The organism is Carboxylicivirga sediminis, assembly GCF_018156225.1.
Lineage (GTDB): Bacteria > Bacteroidota > Bacteroidia > Bacteroidales > Marinilabiliaceae > Carboxylicivirga > Carboxylicivirga sediminis.
Window position 1 is genome coordinate 71,006 of record NZ_JAGTAR010000020.1, and the last position, 23,092, is coordinate 94,097.

The 23,092-nt window shown below is 39.6% G+C and carries 19 protein-coding genes; 13 read left to right on the top strand and 6 right to left on the bottom strand.

Going from position 1 to position 23,092, the window contains the following annotated elements:
• The first annotated feature begins 236 nt into the window (after positions 1 to 236).
• Positions 237 to 467, top strand: coding sequence for a putative signal transducing protein (locus tag KDU71_RS13490; RefSeq protein WP_212191611.1), 231 nt, complete (start codon positions 237 to 239; stop codon positions 465 to 467).
• Between the two features lie 3 nt (positions 468 to 470).
• Positions 471 to 1,415, top strand: coding sequence for a pyridoxal-phosphate dependent enzyme (locus KDU71_RS13495; RefSeq protein ID WP_212191612.1), 945 nt, complete (start codon positions 471 to 473; stop codon positions 1,413 to 1,415).
• Between the two features lie 136 nt (positions 1,416 to 1,551).
• On the opposite strand, the gene KDU71_RS13500 is transcribed toward KDU71_RS13495, so the two are convergent.
• Positions 1,552 to 1,989: a Rieske 2Fe-2S domain-containing protein gene (locus KDU71_RS13500; RefSeq protein WP_212191613.1), complete on the bottom strand. Its 438-nt coding sequence runs from the start codon at positions 1,987 to 1,989 to the stop codon at positions 1,552 to 1,554.
• A gap of 176 nt (positions 1,990 to 2,165) precedes the next feature.
• Here KDU71_RS13500 and KDU71_RS13505 point away from each other — a divergent pair, with 176 nt between their 5' ends.
• The 11 genes from KDU71_RS13505 to KDU71_RS13555 all read left to right on the top strand — a co-directional run bounded on the left by KDU71_RS13505 (position 2,166) and on the right by KDU71_RS13555 (position 17,095).
• A complete protein-coding gene (locus KDU71_RS13505) occupies positions 2,166 to 2,576 on the top strand; it encodes a hypothetical protein (protein ID WP_212191614.1) in 411 nt (136 codons plus the stop codon).
• 320 nt (positions 2,577 to 2,896) lie between these two features.
• The gene (greA, locus tag KDU71_RS13510; protein ID WP_212191615.1) at positions 2,897 to 3,361 is read left to right on the top strand and encodes a transcription elongation factor GreA; all 465 of its coding nucleotides are present in this window, start codon (positions 2,897 to 2,899) and stop codon (positions 3,359 to 3,361) included.
• Positions 3,362 to 3,372: 11 nt separating this feature from the next.
• Positions 3,373 to 3,771 (top strand): HIT family protein, encoded by a 399-nt coding sequence (locus KDU71_RS13515; protein WP_212191616.1) that lies wholly within the window; start codon positions 3,373 to 3,375, stop codon positions 3,769 to 3,771.
• Positions 3,772 to 4,130: 359 nt separating this feature from the next.
• Entirely contained in the window at positions 4,131 to 5,813 is a 1,683-nt protein-coding gene (locus KDU71_RS13520; protein WP_212191617.1) for a T9SS type B sorting domain-containing protein, read from the top strand.
• Entirely contained in the window at positions 5,810 to 6,745 is a 936-nt protein-coding gene (locus KDU71_RS13525; RefSeq protein ID WP_212191618.1) for a PorP/SprF family type IX secretion system membrane protein, read from the top strand. Before KDU71_RS13520 ends, KDU71_RS13525 begins: the two co-directional genes overlap by 4 nt.
• Before the next feature lie 9 nt (positions 6,746 to 6,754).
• Positions 6,755 to 8,158 (top strand): PKD domain-containing protein, encoded by a 1,404-nt coding sequence (locus tag KDU71_RS13530; protein WP_212191619.1) that lies wholly within the window; start codon positions 6,755 to 6,757, stop codon positions 8,156 to 8,158.
• Between the two features lie 2 nt (positions 8,159 to 8,160).
• Entirely contained in the window at positions 8,161 to 9,129 is a 969-nt protein-coding gene (locus tag KDU71_RS13535; protein ID WP_212191620.1) for a hypothetical protein, read from the top strand.
• 96 nt (positions 9,130 to 9,225) lie between these two features.
• Positions 9,226 to 12,429 carry a two-component regulator propeller domain-containing protein gene (locus KDU71_RS13540; protein WP_212191621.1) on the top strand — a complete coding sequence of 1,068 codons (3,204 nt, stop codon included), beginning with the start codon at positions 9,226 to 9,228 and terminating at the stop codon, positions 12,427 to 12,429.
• A 137-nt stretch (positions 12,430 to 12,566) separates the two neighbouring features.
• Entirely contained in the window at positions 12,567 to 12,914 is a 348-nt protein-coding gene (locus KDU71_RS13545; protein ID WP_212191622.1) for a hypothetical protein, read from the top strand.
• 383 nt (positions 12,915 to 13,297) lie between these two features.
• Positions 13,298 to 14,521: a [FeFe] hydrogenase H-cluster maturation GTPase HydF gene (hydF, locus tag KDU71_RS13550; RefSeq protein WP_212191623.1), complete on the top strand. Its 1,224-nt coding sequence runs from the start codon at positions 13,298 to 13,300 to the stop codon at positions 14,519 to 14,521.
• Between the two features lie 99 nt (positions 14,522 to 14,620).
• Positions 14,621 to 17,095, top strand: a complete 2,475-nt coding sequence (locus KDU71_RS13555) for an AMP-binding protein (RefSeq protein WP_212191624.1) — start codon at positions 14,621 to 14,623, stop codon at positions 17,093 to 17,095.
• Here KDU71_RS13555 and KDU71_RS13560 read toward each other — a convergent pair.
• From KDU71_RS13560 to KDU71_RS13580, 5 genes are all read right to left on the bottom strand, one after another.
• Positions 17,092 to 18,633 (bottom strand): PAS domain S-box protein, encoded by a 1,542-nt coding sequence (locus KDU71_RS13560; protein ID WP_212191625.1) that lies wholly within the window; start codon positions 18,631 to 18,633, stop codon positions 17,092 to 17,094. The genes KDU71_RS13555 and KDU71_RS13560 overlap by 4 nt on opposite strands.
• 93 nt (positions 18,634 to 18,726) lie before the next feature.
• Positions 18,727 to 19,272, bottom strand: coding sequence for a hypothetical protein (locus KDU71_RS13565; protein WP_212191626.1), 546 nt, complete (start codon positions 19,270 to 19,272; stop codon positions 18,727 to 18,729).
• Positions 19,273 to 19,432: 160 nt separating this feature from the next.
• Positions 19,433 to 20,875, bottom strand: a complete 1,443-nt coding sequence (locus KDU71_RS13570) for a lyase family protein (protein ID WP_212191627.1) — start codon at positions 20,873 to 20,875, stop codon at positions 19,433 to 19,435.
• A 4-nt stretch (positions 20,876 to 20,879) separates the two neighbouring features.
• Entirely contained in the window at positions 20,880 to 22,043 is a 1,164-nt protein-coding gene (locus KDU71_RS13575) for a sigma-54-dependent transcriptional regulator (RefSeq protein WP_212191628.1), read from the bottom strand.
• An 11-nt stretch (positions 22,044 to 22,054) separates the two neighbouring features.
• Entirely contained in the window at positions 22,055 to 22,984 is a 930-nt protein-coding gene (locus tag KDU71_RS13580; RefSeq protein ID WP_212191629.1) for a Ppx/GppA phosphatase family protein, read from the bottom strand.
• Positions 22,985 to 23,092 lie beyond the last annotated feature (108 nt).

Sequence of the window (23,092 nt, forward strand, 5' to 3'; positions counted from 1 at the left end):
AGTAATAACTTTATTGGTTCACTTATTGTAATTCAAAATGTGTGCCACGCATATGGTGTAAGTGACATTATTAGAGCGAGATAACGTTAAAAAGTGTTGGCGCTTTAGCTTTGATCCGCTTCAGTCCGGTCTGAGATTAAATCAACTTTCTAACAAATTATTCGAACTAACTATCTTAATTATGATATCTTTATTGGGTGCGTATTGCACGCTATGAACTTATAAAATTCATCGTTATGACGGATATTGTAAATATTTATTCAGATACTGAATTAACAGTGTCGCATCTTAAAAACGTATTAGCAGACAAAGGTATCGAGTCAATGATTAAGAATGATTTTGAGTCTGGTGTTTCAGCCGGATTTGTTGCTGGTACAGTAACATCCGTTGATTTGTATGTAATGGCTCAAGATGAGCTTAGGGCGCGCGAGATTGTTGAGCAATTTGTCAATGAGTTAAAGCGATAGATTATGAATTTGCCTTTGGCTGCAGATGTTATTGTTGCTTACGACCGTATAAAAAGTCATATTCATCAAACACCTGTATTTACAAGCAAGAGTATTAATCAGATTGTTGGTTGCGAATTGTTTTTTAAGTGTGAAAACCTGCAAAAAGTAGGAGCATTTAAATACCGTGGAGCATGTAATGCGGTATTGTCATTGTCTGACGCTCAGAAAGCCCAAGGTGTAGCAACTCATTCATCAGGCAATCATGCTGCGGCTTTAGCTTTGGCGGCGAGGGAGAATGGTGCAACGGCTTATATTGTGATGCCTGAGAATGCGCCTGAAATTAAAAAGAAAGCTGTAGCGGGCTATGGTGCGAAAATTACATTTTGCCAGCCAACGCTTGAGGCAAGAGAATCGACGCTGGTGAAGGTAATTAGTGATACAGGAGCTACAATGGTGCATCCATATAACCAGTGGGAAGTTATTTGCGGGCAGGGAACAGCAGCCATGGAGTTGCTAGGTCAGCAAGGTGATTTAAATACCATCATTACGCCGGTAGGCGGAGGTGGACTGCTAAGTGGTACGGCAACCTTTGTGAAAGAACAATTTCCTGAAATTAAGGTGGTGGCTGGCGAGCCTAAAATGGCCGATGATGCCTATCGCTCGTTTAAAGCAGGTGAGTTTTTTCCGGTTGATAATCCCAATACCATAGCTGATGGATTAAGAACATCACTAGGTACTTTAACTTTTGAGATCATCAAAAATAAAGTGGATGATATTTATGTGGTTGAAGAAGAAAGCATCCGTATAGCCATGCGTATGGTGTGGGAGCGCATGAAAATTATTATTGAGCCATCGTCGGCAGTACCTTTGGCCGCCATACTTGAGAATAGAGCTGTGTTTGCCAATCAAAAGGTCGGGCTCATAATTTCTGGTGGTAATGTCGATCTGGGAAATCTGCCTTTCTAAATCGAAATCAGAGGATTAAAAAAATGCCCCGACAAAGCCGGGGCATTTAGGGGGAATGTAACAAGTGTGCTACTTCAGTATGTTGAATTACTGACAAGACTTTGATTTAAGCAAATACTATGCCATATATACGCCGTTAGTTCCAAATGCGCAGGATATTATTGCTAACCGATGTTTGATAGCGTTTTAGTGGCCATTTGGCCGGACCTTTCACAACGCTTCCATATTCTACCGCTACATTATATTCAGAACCACACTCAGGGCATTTTAATACAATGTCACCCGGTTTAACAATTTGTACAAAGTATGGTGTGGTTTTTTCATGTTGATGGGTACACATCAAATCAAAGGCATAATAGTCGCTTCGGCTTAACTCATACACCACCACTCCTTTGATGCCAACGTGCTGGTTAGTGCCGCCAGGTAATACAATAAAAGGATTACTGCCAGAGTATTGTGGATTATCCAGATTAATCTCGGCGGTGAATCGCACATTAGGAATTATTTCAACAGAATCTTTTTGACAGCTAAGGGTCAATATGCATATTGAAAGTAGTGTTAATAGCTTTTTCATCATTAATTATTTGTCATTAAAACGTAGGTGCGAATGTAATATTGTTGGTTAATTAGCACTATAACATTTGCGTGGTTTTTTTTATTAAAAGTCAGTGTGCTTAAAGATATCAAGTGTTATTTTTGTTATTGTTCGCTTAAAATTGGTAATTTGGCTCAATATTCAAACCGAAGATTATGGATGATATAGGGAATATACTGTACATATTAGCAATGTTGGCTGCCTTAGTTTTTAGTGCTTTTAAAAAACAAAAACAGGCCAAAAAGCAAATGCCTGCACCAGATGAACAGGCGCCAACCTATCATCCAATGGATGAAGAAGATATTGTGAGCGAGTTAAAAGAACTCTTTCAGAAGCCAAAAATTGAAACGCCAAAGCCGGCTGTTGTAAAGTCACCAGAAAAGAATCAAGCGACGGCTTTTCGAACATTCAAAAAAGAGGTTAAAAAGACTGCGCCCACTCCGCCACCAGCTCCTGTGATTCTTGAGGTTGAAGAATTGGAGGAAGTATCATACTTTGATAAAGAGCAAATTGATTTGAGACAGGCTGTTATTTACTCTGAAATATTAAAACGACCATACGAATAGTTGAATAGTTCGCTGGTATTTAAAGGGGTTCGCTTATAAACGCGTCTTTTTTGAATTTCATTTTAACTTTCATATATTTGTATCAAAGAGTTCTGGGAAATCGGAATTCTTTTATTTTTTTATAATCGAATTAAAGCTTTACACGAATACTTAGTGAAATGCAAAAAATTGTTCAGATAGGCACTGAACAATATTGGTATGTAGCTAATAGCATATATTAACAGATGCCGCTATACGAGCCACGAGAAGAAATTCTCAAATTCAAAAAGATGATAAAACTGGTGAGTGATAGCAGGCTATAATAAATAAAATTTGAACCGATGAAATATATAACAGAAGGAGGCTTAAAGAAGCTAAAAGACGAATTGCATCAATTGGAAACTTATGAGCGACCTTCCATTTCAAGGCAGATTGCCGAAGCTCGTGATAAAGGTGATTTATCTGAAAATGCAGAGTATGATGCTGCTAAGGAAGCCCAAGGTTTGTTGGAAATGCGCATAGCAAAATTGAAGGATACAATTGCCAATAGTCGGATCATTGACGAATCACGCATAGATACTTCAAAGGTGCAGTTGTTGAATAAGGTGAAAATCAAAAACCTGAAGAACAAGGCAACGATGACCTATACGCTGGTGCCCGAAAGTGAGGCAAATCTGAAGGAAGGAAAGATCTCTATTTCAACGCCAATTGCAAAAGGATTACTAGGCAAAAAAGTAGGTGATCAGGTGGAAATCCAGGTGCCATCGGGTATGATGACTTTTGAAGTGATCGAAATATCAATTTAACACAAAGAGCCATGTCAACCATTTTCTCTAAAATAATTAATGGCGATATTCCATGTTACAAAATTGCTGAAGACGACCGCTTTTTTGCATTCCTGGATATCAATCCGCTGGTCAAAGGGCACACCTTAGTGGTGCCTAAACAAGAGACTGATTATTTGTTTGATTTGGATGATAATCTTTTGGCTGATATGAATGTGTTTGCCAAAAAGATTGCAGTTGCTCAGAAGCAGGTGATTGACTGTAAGCGTGTTGGAGTGGCTGTTTTAGGGCTTGAGGTGCCTCACGCGCACATTCATCTCATTCCGATGAATAGTGAAGCTGACATTAACTTTAGAAATCCAAAGCTTGAACTGTCTGCTGATGAATTTGAGGCGATAGCGAAAGCTATTCGTGAGCAAGTACGTATCTAATAACAGCAATCATAGATACTATTAGGCTGCCATGCGCAGCCTTTTTTATGTTCTTTAAATTAGTTCCTTAGTATATGGGCGTTTGAGTCTTAATACTGCCGTAAAGCCCCTAATCAGGTCGTTGTCTGCAGATCGCCTTAAGCGTTAGATGTTATGCGTACTTTCGGATGTCAATAGCTTTTTTTGACGAATACATCAATTGTGACGGTAAAGCGGCTTCTGTGAGTGGCTAAAATCATCACATTTCGCCTTTTTTTAATTATGTTTGTAAGTGATGGAACATTATTAATTATCAAGCGTATAAGTTTATCATTGTTGAGCAGTTTTGGGGATGTACGTTTGCTAACAATACTAATGGGATGAAAAATAATCTACTAGTGCTTATTGTGCTTCTACTCAGTGTAGGAGCAGGAAAAGCTTATGCACAGCCTGTAGCTGATGTGAGTTATGACCAGTTGCGTTTTTGCGAATCGGGGGAAGTAACTTTGACAATTAACTTTACAGGAGATGCTCCTTATGACTTTAAGTATTGGATTAATAATGGGATAGTTGATCAAGGAGTCGTCGTGACAAATCATAATAGCGATATTTTTACACTTCCTATTAATTTTCCTAACTCAGGCTTTCTGCGAGTGTATGATTTAGAAGATGTTAATGGGATTGCGGGAACTGTTAATAACGGGGAAGGTACTGTGATAGTTGATGCGATGCCTAATCCCACAATTCATGATCCAATCCGGACTTGTGATTTAGATGTTCATTTGAGTGGGAGTAAAGAATTTGAAACAAGCAGTACGATATGGAGGTTGGGAAATGGTACGGTAGATGGAACTTTAACGGATGAAAATAGTCTAAATCCTGTTTTTAGTGCAATAGCTGAAGGTAATTACACCGTATACTTTAAAGAGATTCAGGGAGTATGTGAAAAGGAAATAGGCAGCCCTATTAATGTTGTTAATAAGCCAAGTCCATCCGGCGGTTCTATCTCTGATAGTGAAACAATTTGTTCTAATAACCAGGCAACTATTGCACTTGATATTACCGGTACTTTCCCGATCAGTGTTTTTTATACAGATGGAGAGTTGGTATTTCTGGAAACAGATGTGAAGCAGATTGTTACTCGCACACTAATTGATAGCGAGATATATCAGCTATTTAGGTTAAGAGATGTTGATGGCTGTGAAACCATCATTAATCAGAATGTTAACATCAATGTAGATAGAACACCTGTTACTGATGCCGGATTTTTTAGTCAGCCTGTTTGTGGCGAAGAAATTCAGCTTGGAGCAAGTCTTGAGGATGGGAATACAGGCTTTTGGACTATTATTGATGATCATGAGGGATCAGGGTTAACAATCGAAAATAGTGACAACCCGATATCAAAGGCCAGTCTTAATTATGGTGCTCAATATACCCTTGAATACTATACACTCAGATGGACAGAAGTTAATAGTGAAAATACCGAATGTGTCGATTTTGATGAGGTGGAGATAGAGTTTAATAAGATGCCAAAGAATGTTTCATTAGGCAACGACACCACTGTTTATCTTGATAAGGAGATTGTATTTTCTACCACTGGGTTAGAGGATATGCCATTGACCTGGAATTTACCGGAAGGTGTAAGTGTTGATGAACAGGAAGTGCCTCAGGTTACTGTATCAGGTCTGTCGCTTGGTAATAACCAGGTTATTTGCACTATAGAGAATGGAGTTTGTCCTGCTGTAACAGCAGAAAAGCTGATTCGTGTGAATGATATCTATCAAACCACCGGATTTTCACCTAATGGAGACGGAGTTAATGAGACTTTCATGATTGGTGGTGCCGCCAATGTGGAAGGTAATAAGCTGATAGTATTTGATGTGACTGGTAAGGTGGTTTTTGAAACAACTGATTTCTGCCGTTCCGGGTCTGATACCGAAGAAGGTTGGAATGGCTACCAGAATAACGGAGAGCGAAAGGATGGTACCTATTACTACATATTTACCGGCAATGGTATTGAGCCAATAAAGAATTACCTAATCATAAAAGGGAGCACAAAATGAGAAAACTAACCATAAATCTAACACTACTGGTACTTATGCTCCTTACAGTTGCGCCTCTCATGGCACAGAAGGATATGGTGATGAGTCAGTACATGCATAATCGTTATGCGCTGAATACTGCCTTTGCAGGCAACAGGGAGGTCTTATCGTTATATGGTGGTTACCGGAAGAAATGGGCAGGTTTTGAAGGTGCCCCGGGTACAATGCTATTTAGTATGCATTCGGCCCTGAAAAATGAGAATGTGGCACTTGGCTTCGAGGTGTATAACCAGCAGTATGGTGTTAATAAAGAAACGGGCTTTACGTTTTCGTATACCTACCGGATAAAAATGGCCAATCATCAAAAACTGGCTTTTAGTATTAATGGAGGAGGTGGTTTTTACAATGCCAATTGGACAGATGTGGCCACATTAGGAGATGCATCGGGGCAGTTGGATAATATGTTTGCCAGCAATGAATCAAACTTTGCGCCAATGATTGGATTTGGTGCGGCGTGGTATTCCAACCGCTTTTTTGCAGGTTTCTCAATTCCCAATTTCTTTTATTACGATCCCTACATTGAAGGTGGGTCTAACAGCTTTGCGTTGGATAAGGCCGATTATCTGGCAACCGCCGGGTATCTATTCGAAATAGCTGACAGGTGGCACCTTCAACCTAGTTTTATGGCAAGGGTAAATCCAGAGTTTGGCTCTTCGCTTGATTTGAATGCCTCTGTTATTTATGACAATATGATTTGGGTAGGTGCGGCTTACCGAACAACCAAAGATATTGTGGCTATGCTTGCTTATCAGGTAACACCACAGCTGAGGTTCTCCTACAGTCTGGATTACACCACAGGAGAGATAAGCTCATTCAATAATGGAACACACGAAATTGCTATTCAATACGATTTCGGCTACAAAGTAAAAACACCAAATCCTAAATTCTTCTAAACCTAATCTATGCATCAGAAAATTTTTCTATTAAGCGTATTATTTGCACTTACTTTTCAGATAGCAGAAGCTCAGGGAGTGAGTGTTAAAAGGCTGCCATTTTGTAAAAAGAATCAAAGTGAAATTGCTCCAATGGTGTATGACTCTTTGCTCTATTTTAGTTCAGACAAAAATGTTAAATGGCTAAATAAGCCAATTGATCAGGATAATAATAATTTTTACAACCTTTTTACTATCCAGCAGGCAAGCGATTCGTCATGGATGGATGAAAGGCAATTTGAGCAGGATTATTTTTTACCATACCACACCTCTACAATTGCCTTTTATCCTGAGTTTAATGAAGTTTTTTTTACAGAAACGCAATATAAGCACAAGCAACGCCTGGCGAAGAATAGCGATAACCTGCATGGGATATTTGTGGCTGGTTTAACTGAAAAGGAAATGAGCAAGGCACAGAGCCTGCCTTTTAATTCTCGACGCAGTTATAATACTGCTCACCCAACTCTATCTTCCGATGGTCAGTACTTGTTTTTTGTCTCAGATCAGGAGGGTGGTTACGGGCAAACGGATATTTACGTATCAGAAAGAGATGGTGATAGCTGGGGTCCAGCCATAAATATGGGCCCATCAGTCAATACAGAAGGAAGCGAAGTTTTTCCGTTTTACCACCAAAGTGGCAAATTGTATTTCGCGTCCAATGGTCATGCTGGGGAAGGAGGTCTTGATATATTATACACTGTTCGCACTGACGAAGGCTGGTCAACTCCAATTAACCTGGGTAATAGTATTAATACGGCTGCCAATGAATTTAGCTGTTATATTAGTGCTGATGGGCAGAGTGGTTACTTTGCTTCAGACAGGACTGGTGATGATGATTTGTATGAGTTTATTACGCTGTTCCCAGTATTCGGACAAGCTACCAAACAGAAGGAAAACACGTTTACTTATCGGTTTTATGACACTATGGGAGGTAAGGGCGATGGACCATTGAAATATGTATGGCATTTTGGCGATGGACAAACTGCCGAAGGAGATACTGTCATTCATCAGTATAAACAGCCCGGTAACTACCATGTTCAGTCACTTCTGGTAGATTCAATTGAGAATGTAGAACTATTCGTTTTGAATGATTTTTATCAGGAAGTTAAAAAGAAAGTACAAGTATATATTACCTCTTCTGATAATGTGCGAGTAGGTGAGCCACAAACACTTGATGCATTGGAGTCGAACCTGGGTGACTTCGAACCCAATGGCTTTTATTGGGAGTTGCCAGATGGAACCAGGCAAAAAGGTGTAACTATTCAGTATGTTTTTCGAACAAAAGGAAAGCAGATTGTGAGATGCGGTACAATTAGTAAAGATGATCCGAATTTGAAGATGTGTACCTATAAAGAAATTAATGTAATTGAATAATTATGTCCAAACTACTTAAACTAGCATTCTTATTTTTGTTAACAGTTTCATTGACAAAGGCGCAGCCTGTGCCTGGTGCTGATGAGAACATACCTAACCTAATTACTTTTGGTGCCGATGCTGAGACTTCGTGGGGAGATGCCAATTTTTGTCAGATTATCTTTTTCACCGTGCCAAAGAATCATACTGCGCCCATTTATATTCAGGTATATGATCCTGATTGTGGGGGTGAAAATGACGAAATACAAGGTGAGTGGGATACGGAAACCTCTTTTAGCATATATGGAGGGAAAGGTAGTTGCTCCAGCAAAGATGCACAAACTTTAAACCTTGATGGTAACTACGACGAAGGGACATTGCTGGCTTCCAAAACATTTGGGAATGAGTCTGAATACGATGGCAAGTGGTATACCTTTGGTCCTATTAATCCTTCAGAAGGAGAATACTTGCCTGAAGAAGGTGGACATGTGTTTAAAGTAATTGTTGAGGGGGTATCTGGAGATGATGGCAATATGTATCAGTTGTATATGAGTAAGTCGGAACAGCAACAAGTTGAAGTAGAAGGTGGTTATGCTTTTTATTATAAGTACACCATTCGCTTGCACGATAATCCCAAAGAATTATCTCACATTTATCCATATATCAATGATTCAAGTATTGTATCTATCAAACAAACGAATTTTGACTGGGATAGAGATGGTTGGATTATTGTACGTTCGGTAGCTACGGCAGGTAATATGATGAAGATATCTGGCGATGATGAGTGGGTATCAAGTGTTTATCAGATAAAGCAGGAGGAGTACAATACATCGTTGGATATTCAGATGAAAAAGCATCCTTCAGGAAATATTCGCAATAACAATGTAGTTATTTACTTCGAAAACCAGTATGGCGAATTACTTAAATCTTACAGTGTACCTATTGGTGGTGTTCCTAAGTATAAGGGTAAACCAACTGCTGAAGAATTGTAATAGTTATTGTTCTGGCATTTCGATATTCAGGACTCACGTCAGCTGTTAATTGCTTAATTATTGATTTATAAAGATTAAACGATAAGATTGATGCTCATGAAACAAATAATATGGTTGTTAATGCTGGGGTTTTTGATGCCGTTAACTGCGTTTTCTCAATCGTTTGATTTTAAAATATACAATACTTCAGAAGGCCTAGCTGATAACGATATTATTACTCTAGCCCAGGATAAAAACGACTATGTATGGATGGGTACTGATGAAGGGCTAATTCGTTTTGATGGTATCGATTACAATGTCTATACCACAGCCGATTCCCTGGCGCATAATTATATCAATTGCCTGCATTTCGATCATAATGGCAGGTTATGGATTGGGCATAAGAATGGTTTAATATCGTATTATGAAGACGGTCGATTTACCAGGCTTGATATTGAAGGGGCATCTCAACTGATATCCGGTATGACGGGAGATGGACAGGGAGCGATCTGGGCCGTTGACCAGAAGCAGGGTTTAATTCGGATTGATCAATCTGGAGAAATTAAGACGTTTTTTGATCGTAAGAAGTTCGGAAGAAAGAATTATACGACTGTAAAAGCCTTGTCACCTACTCAATTATTGGTTGGAACAGCTCGTAAAGGCTTATTTGTATTTAATTTCGACACCAATTTTGACGATGTTGAAATAGATAAAGTAACAGACATTCCAAGTACATGGATCAATACAATTGTTAAGAGTAAGAATACCAATAAATATTGGATTGGTACGCGTGGAAACGGATTTTACTCCTATAGTGAAGGGCAGCAAGCAGGAGGAGTAAGGCATATTACAGACAACAACCTGTGTACAAAGTTTAATATACAATCAGAGGAAGTAACGGATATTTATGAGGAAGCTGAAGGGCATATTCTGATTTCAACCCTTGGGAATGGTGTGATTCGTTTGATTTTTGATCCGGTGACCGGAGAGTTTTCTGATTCATTCAAATACTCCAGTAATAATGGATTAAGCAATAATGATGTCACCGATATATTATGCGACCGTGAAGGCAATTATTGGTTTGGAACAAAGGGCAGCGGCGTATCTTTACTTGTCAATCAGTATTTTGTCTTCTATAAAATGCATGATATTGGTTTTCACTATAATGCACAGTCAGTCTTCAAAGATGGTAAGAATTTATGGATTGGATTGGAACGTGGCCTTGTGCTGACAGATCCTATGTGTTTTGATGTCAGGTATTATGATGCACAATATGGCGGTATACCAAATGATGCGATAGTTGATTTTTACAAGAGTGGTGACGAGACATTATGGGTGGCAACTGCCAGCAATGGGCTGTATTATAAAGAGAAAAATTCTGAGCGCTTTAAGAAGCGTAATTACTTTAATGATCAGCTGGCCTTGCGAATCAATGATTTAGCCGGGTACGAAAACCAACTGCTATTGGCAACGCAGCGTGGCTTGTTTATTATCGATCTACAATCCAATCAAGTAAAGAACTACGAAATTAAAGATGGCCTGTCCCATAATAACATCAACTTTGTATACGTCGATTCGAAAAAGAATATTTGGGTTGGACCAAAAGATGGAGGGCTTTGTAAAATAAATATCGCACTGGACAGGATTGAGCGTCACCCGGTGAAAGATGAAGTGGCTATGGATGTTACTGGCATGGCTGAGGACGATGAAGGAAAGCTATGGATTAGCACAAAAGGTGAGGGCGTCATCTGTTACGTTAATGGAAGTGTTAAGCATCAGATTACAACTGCCGATGGGCTTAAAAAAGACTTTTGCTATGGTATACAGCGGGATATTAAAAAGCGTTTATGGATCATTCATGATGGCGGACTATCCAGAATAGAACCAGCAAGTGATGATAAGCATGTTATTTCTACCTATGGGCATAATGATGACTTAGGCAGTGTTTTTTATCAGGTACGTCAGGATGATGAGGGCACAGTTTGGCTGACATCAAATGAAGGAGTGGTAAATTACTTACCCGAGAATGATCGGCCAAATACAGTAGCTCCAATTCTCAATTTAACGGCTTTGTATTTAAATGATGAACCAATACCATTGACCAATCGACTAAAGTTAAAATTTCCATATGGGAAAGGGTATTATAAACTCAGATTAGAGTTTAGAGCGATTAGCTTTAAAAACCCCGAGGAAGTCAGCTACGAAATCAAGATCGAAGAAGAAGGTGAGAAAGGTGAGTCCGTAAAATGGTCGAAGCTGAATGAAGTAAATAGTAAGGAGATTGATTATCTGAGGCCAGGTAGTTATAAAATACGATTGAGAGCTTTCAATGCAGATGGACAGGAGAGTAGTTTATCTCGGGTTATTACGGTTGAGGTTGCACCACCAATCTGGTTTACCACCTGGTTTTTGATTTTAGCAGGCTGTCTTTTGGTATTGGCCATTTATGGATTGATAAAATACCGTGAGAAAGCCTTGATTCGCCAGAAGCAGTTACTGCAGCAGGAGGTGGCCTCTCAAACAGTTGTGTTAAGAGAGCAGAAAGCTGAGATTGAGCGGAAGAACCGGGATATTACTGACAGTATTAATTATGCCAAGAAGATTCAATCATCCATCTTGCCTTCTATGGATGATTTGATGAATGTGTTTCCGGATTCGTTTGTTTATTTTCTCCCTCGCGACATCGTTAGTGGGGATTTCTACTGGTTTAATCGTTCTAAAGACTACTTTGTTGCCTGTTGTGCCGATTGTACGGGGCATGGTGTTCCTGGTGCTTTTATGTCAATGATTGGTACAACAATATTAAATGATATATACCGCTTACCATCCATTGATTCACCAGCCGCTATACTTGAAAAACTAGATGAAGAGGTTAAAAAATTGCTTCAGAAAAACCAGGGTAACGAAAGTATGGACGGCATGGATATTTCAGTGTTGGAGGTGCATATACCCACGAGACGTGTGAGGTTGGCATCGGCTAAACGCCCTGTATATCTTATTATGAACGATGAGCTAACTGTGTATAAAGGAAGTCGGAGAAGTATTGGAGATAGTTATGAAGCGCAATTGAGCCCCTACATTAATGTTGAGTATAATTGCAAACGGGGCGATCAGATTTATATGTTTTCCGATGGTTATCCTGACCAGTTTGGTGGGCCATTGGGTAAGAAGTTTATGAAGGTAGGTGTGCAAAACCTGATTCATAATATGCATCAACAATCTGGTGAGGAACAGTATACAACTGTTAAAGAGAACTTTGAGAAATGGAAAGGGGAACTGGAGCAAATTGACGATGTGCTGTTTATAGGTGTGAAGCTATAAATATAATATGATAAAAATGCTAAAATAAAGCTGCTCAGTGTGATGCAGCTTTTTTCATGTCCAAAAATTACTAAAAAGTGTTACGTTTTGTGTTTTTTGCTATTAATAAGTAAAGAAACACAAAACCAGGCATAACAATGAAAAATATCATTTTAAATAAGCTCGTTCAGAAGGCAACTACTATATGGAGTGACATCGAATCAGAGAGAGCAAAAAAAATTCATGTACTAAATACCGTCAAAGATCGATTGGCTGCCATAGCCACACCTCATGAAGAAAATGATGTAAAAGTTGAAATCGTTCGACAAACCTGTAAAAGACTTAAAGAGTTGTATCCTGCTTACGCCAAAAATATCGATGAAATCTTATTACCATTTGAGCACCATCTTAAGTTTGATCATATGGCAGTGTTACCATTCAAGCAAATTGATAGTCTGACTTATCGTATCTTTATGAATCAGAATATGATGGGATTCGTTGGCTAAAAAAAAGGGGATTACTTAAGTAATCCCCTTTTGAGGTTAATTGTTTAAGGGATAAAATGTTGCCCATTCCATCTTAAAATACGCTACAAAAAACGGGCTGTGGAATATCCTAGTATTTGCTTAAACCTTTAGTGTATTAAAAAGAATAAAAAATCCACAGCCCTTCTAAACCCATGAGAAACTATTCACTTACGCCAATAGCTTAATACGCTTTCGCATTCAGTTATATAGACACTCCATTTAATAAAAGGGGTGACATTATTATCATTTTTTTTATTGTTGTTTTTCACTCTGTGTTGTAAGCATCACTATGGTAGTTGTTTAAGTGTGTATTAAATTGAAATTATTATTTTTAAATTTGCATACAATCGCAACTAATCAGGATGGGTAGAGAAAGAACACCTCATATTGGACTTTTTGGCCGACGTAATAACGGGAAGAGCTCCATCATTAACAGAATAGCTAATCAAGATATTGCAATAGTATCGGACCATGCTGGTACAACTACCGATCCGGTTAAAAAGTCGTTTGAAATTTCAGGGTTTGGCCCTGTAGTGCTAATTGATACAGCAGGTATTGATGATGTTGGCGATTTAGGTCAACAGCGCATTAAGAAAACCTTGGGAGCCATTAAGCTCGTTGATTTGGCCATATTGGTGGTGACGAATAACCAATGGTCAGATGAAGAGATGTCTCTTGTGAAGCAATTTAATGATCAGGATACACCCTTTATTGTTGTGCACAATAAATGTGATTTGGTTCAAAATACTGCTATTTTTAGCCATAAGTGTCATGAGTTGGGGTGTTTGTCAGTGGTTTCTTTTAATGCCCTTAACGGAGATGCTGAGCCTTTAATCAGAGCGATTAAAGAAGCTATTCCTGAGTCGGCTTATTCAGTGCCGTCACTAGTGGGCGATTTGGTTAGTTATGGCGATATTGTTTTGTTAATCACACCTATTGATATTGAAGCACCTGAAGGTAGGCTAATTTTGCCGCAGGTGCAGGCAATTCGTGATATTCTTGATAATGATGCTATTTGTGTTGTACTTAAAGAGCGAGAGGTTGACGCCTTCCTGCGCAAAACTAACATTAAGCCGACTTTGGCAATAACCGATAGCCAGATTTTCCTAAAGGCAGATGCTTCTATTCCTAAGGAAATACCATTGACCAGTTTTAGTATACTCCTGGCTCACTTTAAGGGTGATTTCAGTAATTACCTTAAAGGCACACCTAAAATTGATGAACTAAAAGATGGTGATCGTGTGCTGATGCTTGAATCGTGTTCGCATCATGTGGCCTGCGATGACATTGGCAGAGTGAAAATCCCCAGGTGGATAGCTGCTTATACAGGCCGTCAGCTTGAATTTGATGTGGTAGCAGGCTTAAATAATGTAGAGCGCCCGATTGATGATTATGCCTTGGTTATCCAATGTGGTGGCTGCATGATAACCCGCAAGCAGCTTCATAATCGTCTTGGTCCAGCCAAAGCCAGTGATATAGCAATCACCAACTATGGCATGGCAATTGCTTATGTGCAGGGAATTTATAACAGGGCAATAAGTCCCTTTGTGAAAACTAAAAATATGATAGCGCCCGATTATTTATAATCGGGTACCAATGAACCATTTGTATTCTAATTACTTTATTAAATGTCAGAATATTAAAGTAGGTTTGTTGGAACGAAAACAACGGAAAGGATATTGAATATGATTTATAATGCAGGTAATAAAACAGCGGTATCATGTGGTGATACAAAGATCAGTTACGATGATTTAAAAGTTAAGATAGCCACATTTGCTCAGCTTTTAAATGATATACCTTTAAACAGAGTTGCTGTTTTTTCTGAAAATCAGGTGGGTTGGATTTATTCCTTTTATGCCGGTTGGTATAATAATGCCACAATTGTACCTATTGACTTTATGTCTTCAGAAGACGAGGTGGCGTACATTCTTAAAGATTGCTATCCTGAGGTTGTTTTTACCTCAAAAGATAAAAAAGCTCACCTTGAGACGGCAATTGAAAAGGCTGGTATTACTACTCGTATTTTTGTAATAGAGGAGTGCAATGAGCTTCTACTTGCAGATGTTAATTCATTAGGAACCATAGATACATCTGACGATAAGACAGCTGTCATCATTTATACCTCCGGAACAACTGGCAGTCCTAAAGGGGTGATGCTTTCTTACACTAATCTGATGGCCAACGTTGATGCTGTTTCGAACCAAATAAATATTTACACTAAGGATGAGGTTGTAATGATGCTTTTGCCGATGCATCATATTTTTCCGCTTATGGGAACAATGATAGCACCACTTTTTGTTGGTGGTACCATCGCTGTTTCGCCATCTATGGCGTCTGAAGATATTATGAAAACACTTCAGGATAATAAGGTGTCCATTATTATTGGCGTGCCTCGTTTATATTCGGCTATTCGAAAAGGAATCCGAACAAAGATTGATAGCAGTCCCATTGCCAGGGCTTTGTTTAGCCTGGCCAAGTCTCTTAACTCAAAGAGCTTCTCCAGGAAGGTGTTTAAATCGGCTCATCAAAAGTTTGGTGGAGCTGTAAAGTTTATGGTGAGTGGTGGTGCCGCACTTGATCCTGAAGTGGGTGATGATTTTAAGACCCTTGGGTTTGAGGTGTTGGAAGGATTTGGAATGACCGAAGCTGCGCCAATGATTACCTTTACAAGGCCTGGCAGAGTGCGTATTGGAAGTCCTGGTGAGGCTTTGCCTGGAGCTCAGATTGAGATACGTGACAGTGAAGTTGTAGTTAAGGGGCCAAATGTGATGCAGGGCTACTTTAATCGCCCTGAGGAAACTGCAGAGGTGCTAAAAGATGGCTGGTTGTATACCGGTGATTTGGGCCGAATGGATGAGGAAGGCTACCTGTATATTACGGGTCGTAAAAAAGAAATTATTGTATTATCCAATGGGAAGAATATCAATCCATCTGAGGTAGAGACCAAGATAGAAAATATGGCTGCCTGTGTTGCAGAGATAGGGGTTTATGCCGATCTGGATCAATTAAAAGCCATTATTGTTCCTAACAGAGCGGAGCTGAAAGGACTTAGCAACGAGCAGGTAGAGGATAAGCTGAAATGGGAGGTGATTGATGCTTACAATAAGTCTGTTTCTCCCTATAAAAAGATCATGGATTTCTCAGTTAGTGATGATGACTTGCCTCGAACACGATTGGGTAAACTTCAGCGCTTCAAATTAGCCGAGTTGGCTAAGGCCGATAAAGAGATCGAGCCAGCCATTATAGAGAAGATTACCTTGGAAGAATATAAAGTGCTGGTTGATTTTATAAGTAGTGAGAAGAATTGTAATGTAAGACCAGGCGATCATATCGAATATGATTTGGCTCTTGATTCGCTCGATAAAGTTGGTTTATTGGTGTTTATACAATCTACCTTTGGTATTGAGATGGAAGTAGAGCAGTTGGTGAGCTTTGGTTCGGTATTGGAATTGAGTGAATATATAGCAGAGAAGCGGACAAAGTTAGCCGTTGAAAAGATTAACTGGTCGAAGATATTGAAAGAGAAGGTGCATCTGCAGTTGCCACGTACCTGGTTTACTGGTGCATTGTTTTTAAAGGCTTCCAAGTATTTTTTTCACCTTTACTTTCGATTCAAAGGTAAAGGAACGGCCAATATACCAGAAGGTCCATGTATTATAGCGCCAAATCATCAGAGCTATTTTGACGGCTTGTTTGTTGCTTCGTGGTTAAAGAATAAAAGCATACGTAACACATACTTTTATGCCAAAGAGAAACATATTAAATCTCGTTTCCTTAAGTTCTTTGCCAACCGGCACCATATCATTATCATGGATCTGAATAAAGATCTTAAAGAATCGATTCAGAAGATGGGCGAAGCTTTAAAGAAAAAGAAGAACCTTATCATTTTCCCTGAGGGTACACGCTCGTTTGATGGTTCTTTGGGTGAATTCAAGAAAACATTTGCAATTCTAAGTCGAGAGCTGAATGTGCCAATCGTTCCTGTGTCCATTAAGGGTGCTGTGAATGCTTTGCCGAGAGGGTCTAAATTTCCTCGGCCGTTTAAAAAGGTCAGTGTAGAATTTTTAAAGCCTGTATATCCAAGCGACGAATCATACGAACGATTGTCTGAGCTGGTTTACAATAGTATTTCAGTTAATCAGAAACTGGCTAATGGTTAAGTTTTTGGTAGCGAAAAGGTAAAGGTTGAGCCAACACCCAGGGTTGACTCAACCCAAATTTTACCTTGCATTAATTCCAGATACTTTCTGCATATAGACAAGCCTAAACCAGTGCCATTGTGCATGATGTTTTTGTTCTCTGCCTGCAGAAAGCGTTCAAATATTTTGTCAAGGTATTCGGAGGGAATCCCAATTCCAGTGTCTTTGACAGATACCAAAATGTGCTCATCAACTTCTTGAATGCTAATGATGATGATGCCGTTCTGAGTGAACTTATTGGCGTTAGAGATGAGGTTGGTCAAAATTTGCTTGACCTTGATTTCATCACAGTTGATAAGTAGTTCTTTATTTGGTAGCTGAGTTTGAATAATATTATGCTGTTTATGGGCAATTGGCTCAAAAAAGGCTCTGAGCTCATTAATGAGCAGCCCGATGCTAAATTGACTGTAGTTTAATTGAATCTGTCCGGTTTCAATGCGCGATATTTCCAGCACATCGTTTATGATATTAAGCAGTTGGTTACCACTTTTGATAATGATATCAACATAATCGGCTTGTTTGCCATATCTCCCAACATCTGACTTTAACAGTTCCGCAAAACCGATAATGCCATTCATCGGGGTTCTAATCTCATGACTCATGTTGGCCAGGAATGCCGATTTAAGCCGATCACTTTCTTCAGCTTTTTCTTTGGCTATGCGTAGTTGTTCATTGGTTTGTTGGAGGTGCTTTTCGGCTTTTTTTCGTTCTCTCAGGTCCCGGATAATGGCCAGGTAATATTGGTCGTGCGGTCGTTTAGAGTTCATCTCCACAGGAATTATTGTGCCATCTTTACCTATTATCTCCCTTTCAATCAATACTGACTGGCCTTTATTCAGCAAGTCAAAACGTAATGGTTTCTCATCCAATACATCGGGTTTAAATAGGTTTTTAATGTGCCTGTTGAGTAAATCCTGCATGGTATAACCCGTCATTTTTAAAAAGGCTTTGTTAACCTCAATGATTTCGCCCTTTAAATTACCAAGTAAAATACCGTCGCCTGCATTTTCAACTACTTCGCGATACTTTTCTTCACTTTCCGTTAGTGCCCTTTGCGCATGGCGGTGTTCGGTTACATCTCTTATCGAAGTGATTCTGACATTTTTGCCTCTGTAAATATAATTCTGCCCGTGTATCTCAGCCAGGAACTTACTACCGTCCTTTCTGAGACCAATAGCTTCGTATTTATCCTCGTACTCTTCTTTGATGTGGTCTATCACTAATTGCCTTGATTCTTTGTCAAATACTTCTGTGGCTAGCATGCCTACCAGTTCATCATGCTCATAACCAAATAACTCACAGCCACTTTTATTAGCCTCCAGGCAGTAACCGTTTTCGGTGATAAAGATACCTTCAGTAGCCGCTTCTGATAAGGCTCTGAAGCGTTCTTCACTATCTTTTATAGCTTGGTTGTATTCCTTAAATGCATGATTGGTAATGATGTTTTCAAGCTCCTTAATGCGTTTAAGAAGATCGTCATATGAGGGGGCGTTATGCATAGCAATTGAACTTGTATTTGGTTCAATTAAGGTAGCAAAAAATGAGTGAATTAATTAAAATATATTGATAGATGCATCGTTTGATGTGATAAACTACGTCAGCAGAAAATCTATTTCGTCACTCAAAGTGCCAAGGCGCTCCTTTGTAGGAATCCAGTGTCCCTTTTCAATAAGGAATTTCTTCAGGAGCAAGAAGTAGGTAAACGGAAATTCATCTTTCTGCCATTTCTGTTCGTAGTTGAGTAGCCCTACTTTTTTAAGTAATATATCAAGCTGTTGAATAATGGCGTAGTAAAAATCCAGTAAACTCAGGGCTGTGTCTAAAACAACTTTACCTGTTGATTCATCAAAGAAATCCTCATAGCGAATTATCTTGACATGAACCACGTGACCGTCTTCGGTTGATAACACCCATTTAATGCCACCGTTTTCTTCATACCAGTCAACCCAGCTAATATTGTCTTCTCCCCATATATGAGAAGGTTCAAAGATTAATTTGATCATACCTTTCAGCAGATCATTTAAAGGATTGCTGCTATTAGTTAGCTTGAAATCTACTGATTGATTATTTGCTTGAACAAGTCCCTCAACCTGACCAACACCTGTGAGATTATATGTGAAATGAAAAGGTTGCTTCATTCCTGAGTTATTAATAATAGATGCATTATTGTACTCATTTGTGTTGCGGTCCACGCTTTATTGGGTGTTAAAGAGTTGGTTTAGTGATATTTTGTTGCTAAATATATGAAAGAACTTTGAGATTAAAGCAAGAAAGTGCTTTTTTTTGGCTTTCAGCAAGTTATTTCAAATCATTAAGGCTATAGCCCTGGCGTATTAATGATTCAGGTTTCATTAGTTCATCAAGCTTATCACTGCTAATGAGTTTCATCAACAGGTTTGCTTCAAATATGCTAATCTGTTCATTTTTCATCAATTTGGCTAATTGAGCTGCCTGATGATAGCCTACATAAGGTGTTAATGCAGTGGTGATAGCAGGATTGAAATAGCAAGGGTGGTTTTTTTTGTTGGCCGATTCAATACTCAGGTTATCAAACAGGTGCTTTCGGAGTGTTGTGTTACTGTTGATAAGAAGTTTGAGTGATTCAAGCAATGCGTGTCCAATGCTGGGCAAATAGGCGTTGAGTTCCAGACATCCTTGCCCGCACAAAGCAGCTATCATTTGATCATTGGCATATACTTTATGCACAGCACTTATTACAAATTCAGGTATGACGGGATTGACTTTCCCAGGCATTATTGAGCTGCCCACCTGACGTTGCGGGATGCTTAACTCGCGAGTGGTAAAGAGGTCGGAGCTCATTAGCCGCAAGTCATTTACCATCTTTTCGAGATTAACTGCATGAGCTTTCAGTATGGCGTGTACCTCCACAAATCTGTCGAGGTTAGCTGTGGCATCGCTCAGGTTTTCACTACGTGTAAGTGGCAAACCTGTCAGATGCTGTAATTCACTTACAACCTGCATGATAAAAAAACGCGGAATGCTGATGCCGGTGCCAATGGCACCTCCACCCAAGTTGACTTCTTTGATGCGCTCCAAGCATTTTGAAACCCGCCACCAGTCGCGCGATAGAGCGTTGTTGTAGGAGCTAAATAATTTATCATAGGTGCTTGGGACGGCAGCCTGCATTTGAGTGTAGCCTTGACGTAAAACATTTCTGAATCGGCTTTCCTGCTGTTCTACCTTTTGCCTTAGATTATTAATTGCATCTTCAAGGGTGTTTAACAGGTGCATGGCAGCGACTGTCAATGCTGTTGGTATCACATCGTTGGTAGACTGAAAGACATTGGCTTGTTCAAACGGATCGATAACAGAATAGTTGCCGATTGGCTGGTTTAGCTGTTGCAAGGCAACATTTGTAATTATCTCATTAACGTTCATGTTAATAGAGGTGCCAGCTCCACCCTGGATAGCGGGAACAATGAAGTGTTTGAAATAATCCCCATTACTTACTTCTGATGCGCTTATTGAAAGTGCATCAATGATTTTGTCATCAAAAAAGCGGATGGGAAGAACTTCTTCTTCGAATTTATCTACAGCTGCAGACTTAAACTTTTGATATGTTTGGTAACAAGCGAGTTTGACAATACCAACCGCTTTATACCATTCATATGAAAATGGTGTTTGGTCCATGAAGTTTTCAACTGCTCGTACCGAGTGGATGCCATACAAGGCATCATCAGGCAGCTGTAATTCGCCTAAAAAATCCTTCTCTGTCCTCATTGGCTTAGTTCATAGGGCGGGCATATGCCATTACATCTTCTTTGGAAATAGTTGTCTGGCCCAAAATTATTAAGCGTTCAATAACGTTTCTGAATTCGCGAATGTTACCTGTCCAGTTAATTGCTTTTAGCTCATCAATGGCATCATCAGTAAACTCTTTTTTGGGCATTCCCAGCTCATCACAGATGATGTCTTTAAAATGCTCAGTGAGTAGTGGAATATCATCCTTACGGTCGTTGAGTGCCGGCACATGTATCAGTATCACACTTAGGCGGTGGTACAAATCTTCTCTGAAGTTACTGTTGGCTATTTCATCCTTCAGGTTTTTATTGGTGGCGGCTAAAACACGTACATCTACCTTTATATCTTTATCACTACCTACCCGGCTTACAATATTCTCCTGTAGTGCACGAAGTACTTTGGCTTGTGCTGGCAGGCTCATATCGCCAATCTCATCCAGAAAGATGGTGCCGCCGTTGGCTTGCTCAAATTTTCCTTTCCGCTGTTTGTGTGCTGAAGTAAACGCTCCCTTTTCGTGGCCAAATAACTCACTCTCAATCAGTTCGGATGGAATGGCAGCGCAGTTAACCTCGATAAACGGTTGACCTGCACGGTTACTCTTTTCGTGCAGCCAGCGAGCCACAAGCTCTTTACCCGTACCATTTTCTCCAGTAATAAGTACACGTGCATCCGTTGGTGCTACTTTATCAATCATTTCCTTAACACGCGCAATAGGCTCCGATTCCCCTATCATATCATAGGTCTTGCTTACCTTGCGTTTTAATACCTTTGTTTCGGTCACCAGATCTTTCTTCTCTATGGCATTGCGAATGGTCACCAGCATGCGATTCAGGTCCAGGGGCTTTTCAATAAAGTCGTAAGCACCTTTTTTAATGGCTTCCACGGCTGTATCAATATTACCATGTCCCGAAATCATAATAACCGGTGTGTCAGGGTTTAATTCATGCAGTTTATCGAGTGCCTCCATGCCATCCATATTCGGCATTTTAATATCGCAAAGCACTACATCGTATTTTCCGGCCTTGAACTGTTCGAGTCCCTGTTCTCCATCTTCAGCTAAATCTACCGAGTGACTTTCGTATTCAAGTATATCTTTAAGTGTATTTCTAATGCTGCGTTGATCGTCTATTACTAGTATTTTTGCCATATTTTATGGAGTTATAGTTGATTGTTTATTAGTTGAAAGATGGTACCTTCTTTTAAAGCAAAGCCACATTGCCACATCTCTTTAATATCAAATTCTTTAACGATGAAGTTAATAAAAATACTGGCCAAAACAATCATTTCGACGCGATGTAAGTCCATGCGCTTCATGTTTTTACGTTCTTCTACTGTCGACTTTAAGAAAAGCTCGTGTAACTGGCGGGCATGAGGTAATGGTATTAGGTAGGTCATCGTTTTGCTCATATCTAAATGCGGATGATGCTTAGCTGCCAGCATACCGGCAATCGTGTCAAACGAACCCGAAGAACCAATTAATGTAGAAGTAGGGAATTGTTCCATTGCTTTATAGAGGAGTTCCAGTTCTTTCTGAATAAACTCCTCCACTGCTGCAATTTCTGAATCAGTAATTGGATCTGAAGGTGCAAAGCGGTCGAGCAGGCGAGCTATGCCTAAGTCAAAACTGTGTTTCCACAGCACACCGTCTTTATTGGCAATAATAAACTCATTAGAACCTCCGCCAATATCTAATATCATGACACGTTCTTCGCCAATTGGTACTACCTGCTTCACGCCGTCGAATATTAACTCTGCCTCTTTCTGGCCATCAATAACATTAATGGTAAGTCCAAGTTCTTTTTTAACCCTGTCTACAAAATCCTGACCATTGACTGCACTTCGAATAGCGGCTGTAGCCATGCATACCACCTTATCAACTTTAAATGGTTCCATGGTGCTCAGATGCGATTGAAGAGCTGCTATTCCCCTTTCCATGGCATCAGGCAGGATGCGTTTATCGTTGATGCCTCCTTTCCCAAGCTTGGCCGGATATTTTTTTTCCAACAGTATCGAGTAGCTGTCTTCGGTTTGTTCAGCTATTAATAAGTTAAAGGTGTTGGTTCCCAGGTCTATAATTGCTATTCTCATATGATGCTATAAATTGGACCGACTAAAATACATAATTAGGCTGTAGATATGAAAAGAGGCTGTTTCAAAATGCCTGAAACAACCTCATGAAGCGATATTTTTTTATGT

Coding starts and splice junctions, on each gene's coding strand:
- KDU71_RS13490 (WP_212191611.1), top strand. CDS start 237: ATGACGGATATTGTAAATATTTATTCAGATACTGAATTAACAGTGTCG.
- KDU71_RS13495 (WP_212191612.1), top strand. CDS start 471: ATGAATTTGCCTTTGGCTGCAGATGTTATTGTTGCTTACGACCGTATA.
- KDU71_RS13500 (WP_212191613.1), bottom strand. CDS start 1,989: ATGAAAAAGCTATTAACACTACTTTCAATATGCATATTGACCCTTAGC.
- KDU71_RS13505 (WP_212191614.1), top strand. CDS start 2,166: ATGGATGATATAGGGAATATACTGTACATATTAGCAATGTTGGCTGCC.
- greA (WP_212191615.1), top strand. CDS start 2,897: ATGAAATATATAACAGAAGGAGGCTTAAAGAAGCTAAAAGACGAATTG.
- KDU71_RS13515 (WP_212191616.1), top strand. CDS start 3,373: ATGTCAACCATTTTCTCTAAAATAATTAATGGCGATATTCCATGTTAC.
- KDU71_RS13520 (WP_212191617.1), top strand. CDS start 4,131: ATGAAAAATAATCTACTAGTGCTTATTGTGCTTCTACTCAGTGTAGGA.
- KDU71_RS13525 (WP_212191618.1), top strand. CDS start 5,810: ATGAGAAAACTAACCATAAATCTAACACTACTGGTACTTATGCTCCTT.
- KDU71_RS13530 (WP_212191619.1), top strand. CDS start 6,755: ATGCATCAGAAAATTTTTCTATTAAGCGTATTATTTGCACTTACTTTT.
- KDU71_RS13535 (WP_212191620.1), top strand. CDS start 8,161: ATGTCCAAACTACTTAAACTAGCATTCTTATTTTTGTTAACAGTTTCA.
- KDU71_RS13540 (WP_212191621.1), top strand. CDS start 9,226: ATGAAACAAATAATATGGTTGTTAATGCTGGGGTTTTTGATGCCGTTA.
- KDU71_RS13545 (WP_212191622.1), top strand. CDS start 12,567: ATGAAAAATATCATTTTAAATAAGCTCGTTCAGAAGGCAACTACTATA.
- hydF (WP_212191623.1), top strand. CDS start 13,298: ATGGGTAGAGAAAGAACACCTCATATTGGACTTTTTGGCCGACGTAAT.
- KDU71_RS13555 (WP_212191624.1), top strand. CDS start 14,621: ATGATTTATAATGCAGGTAATAAAACAGCGGTATCATGTGGTGATACA.
- KDU71_RS13560 (WP_212191625.1), bottom strand. CDS start 18,633: ATGCATAACGCCCCCTCATATGACGATCTTCTTAAACGCATTAAGGAG.
- KDU71_RS13565 (WP_212191626.1), bottom strand. CDS start 19,272: ATGAAGCAACCTTTTCATTTCACATATAATCTCACAGGTGTTGGTCAG.
- KDU71_RS13570 (WP_212191627.1), bottom strand. CDS start 20,875: ATGAGGACAGAGAAGGATTTTTTAGGCGAATTACAGCTGCCTGATGAT.
- KDU71_RS13575 (WP_212191628.1), bottom strand. CDS start 22,043: ATGGCAAAAATACTAGTAATAGACGATCAACGCAGCATTAGAAATACA.
- KDU71_RS13580 (WP_212191629.1), bottom strand. CDS start 22,984: ATGAGAATAGCAATTATAGACCTGGGAACCAACACCTTTAACTTATTA.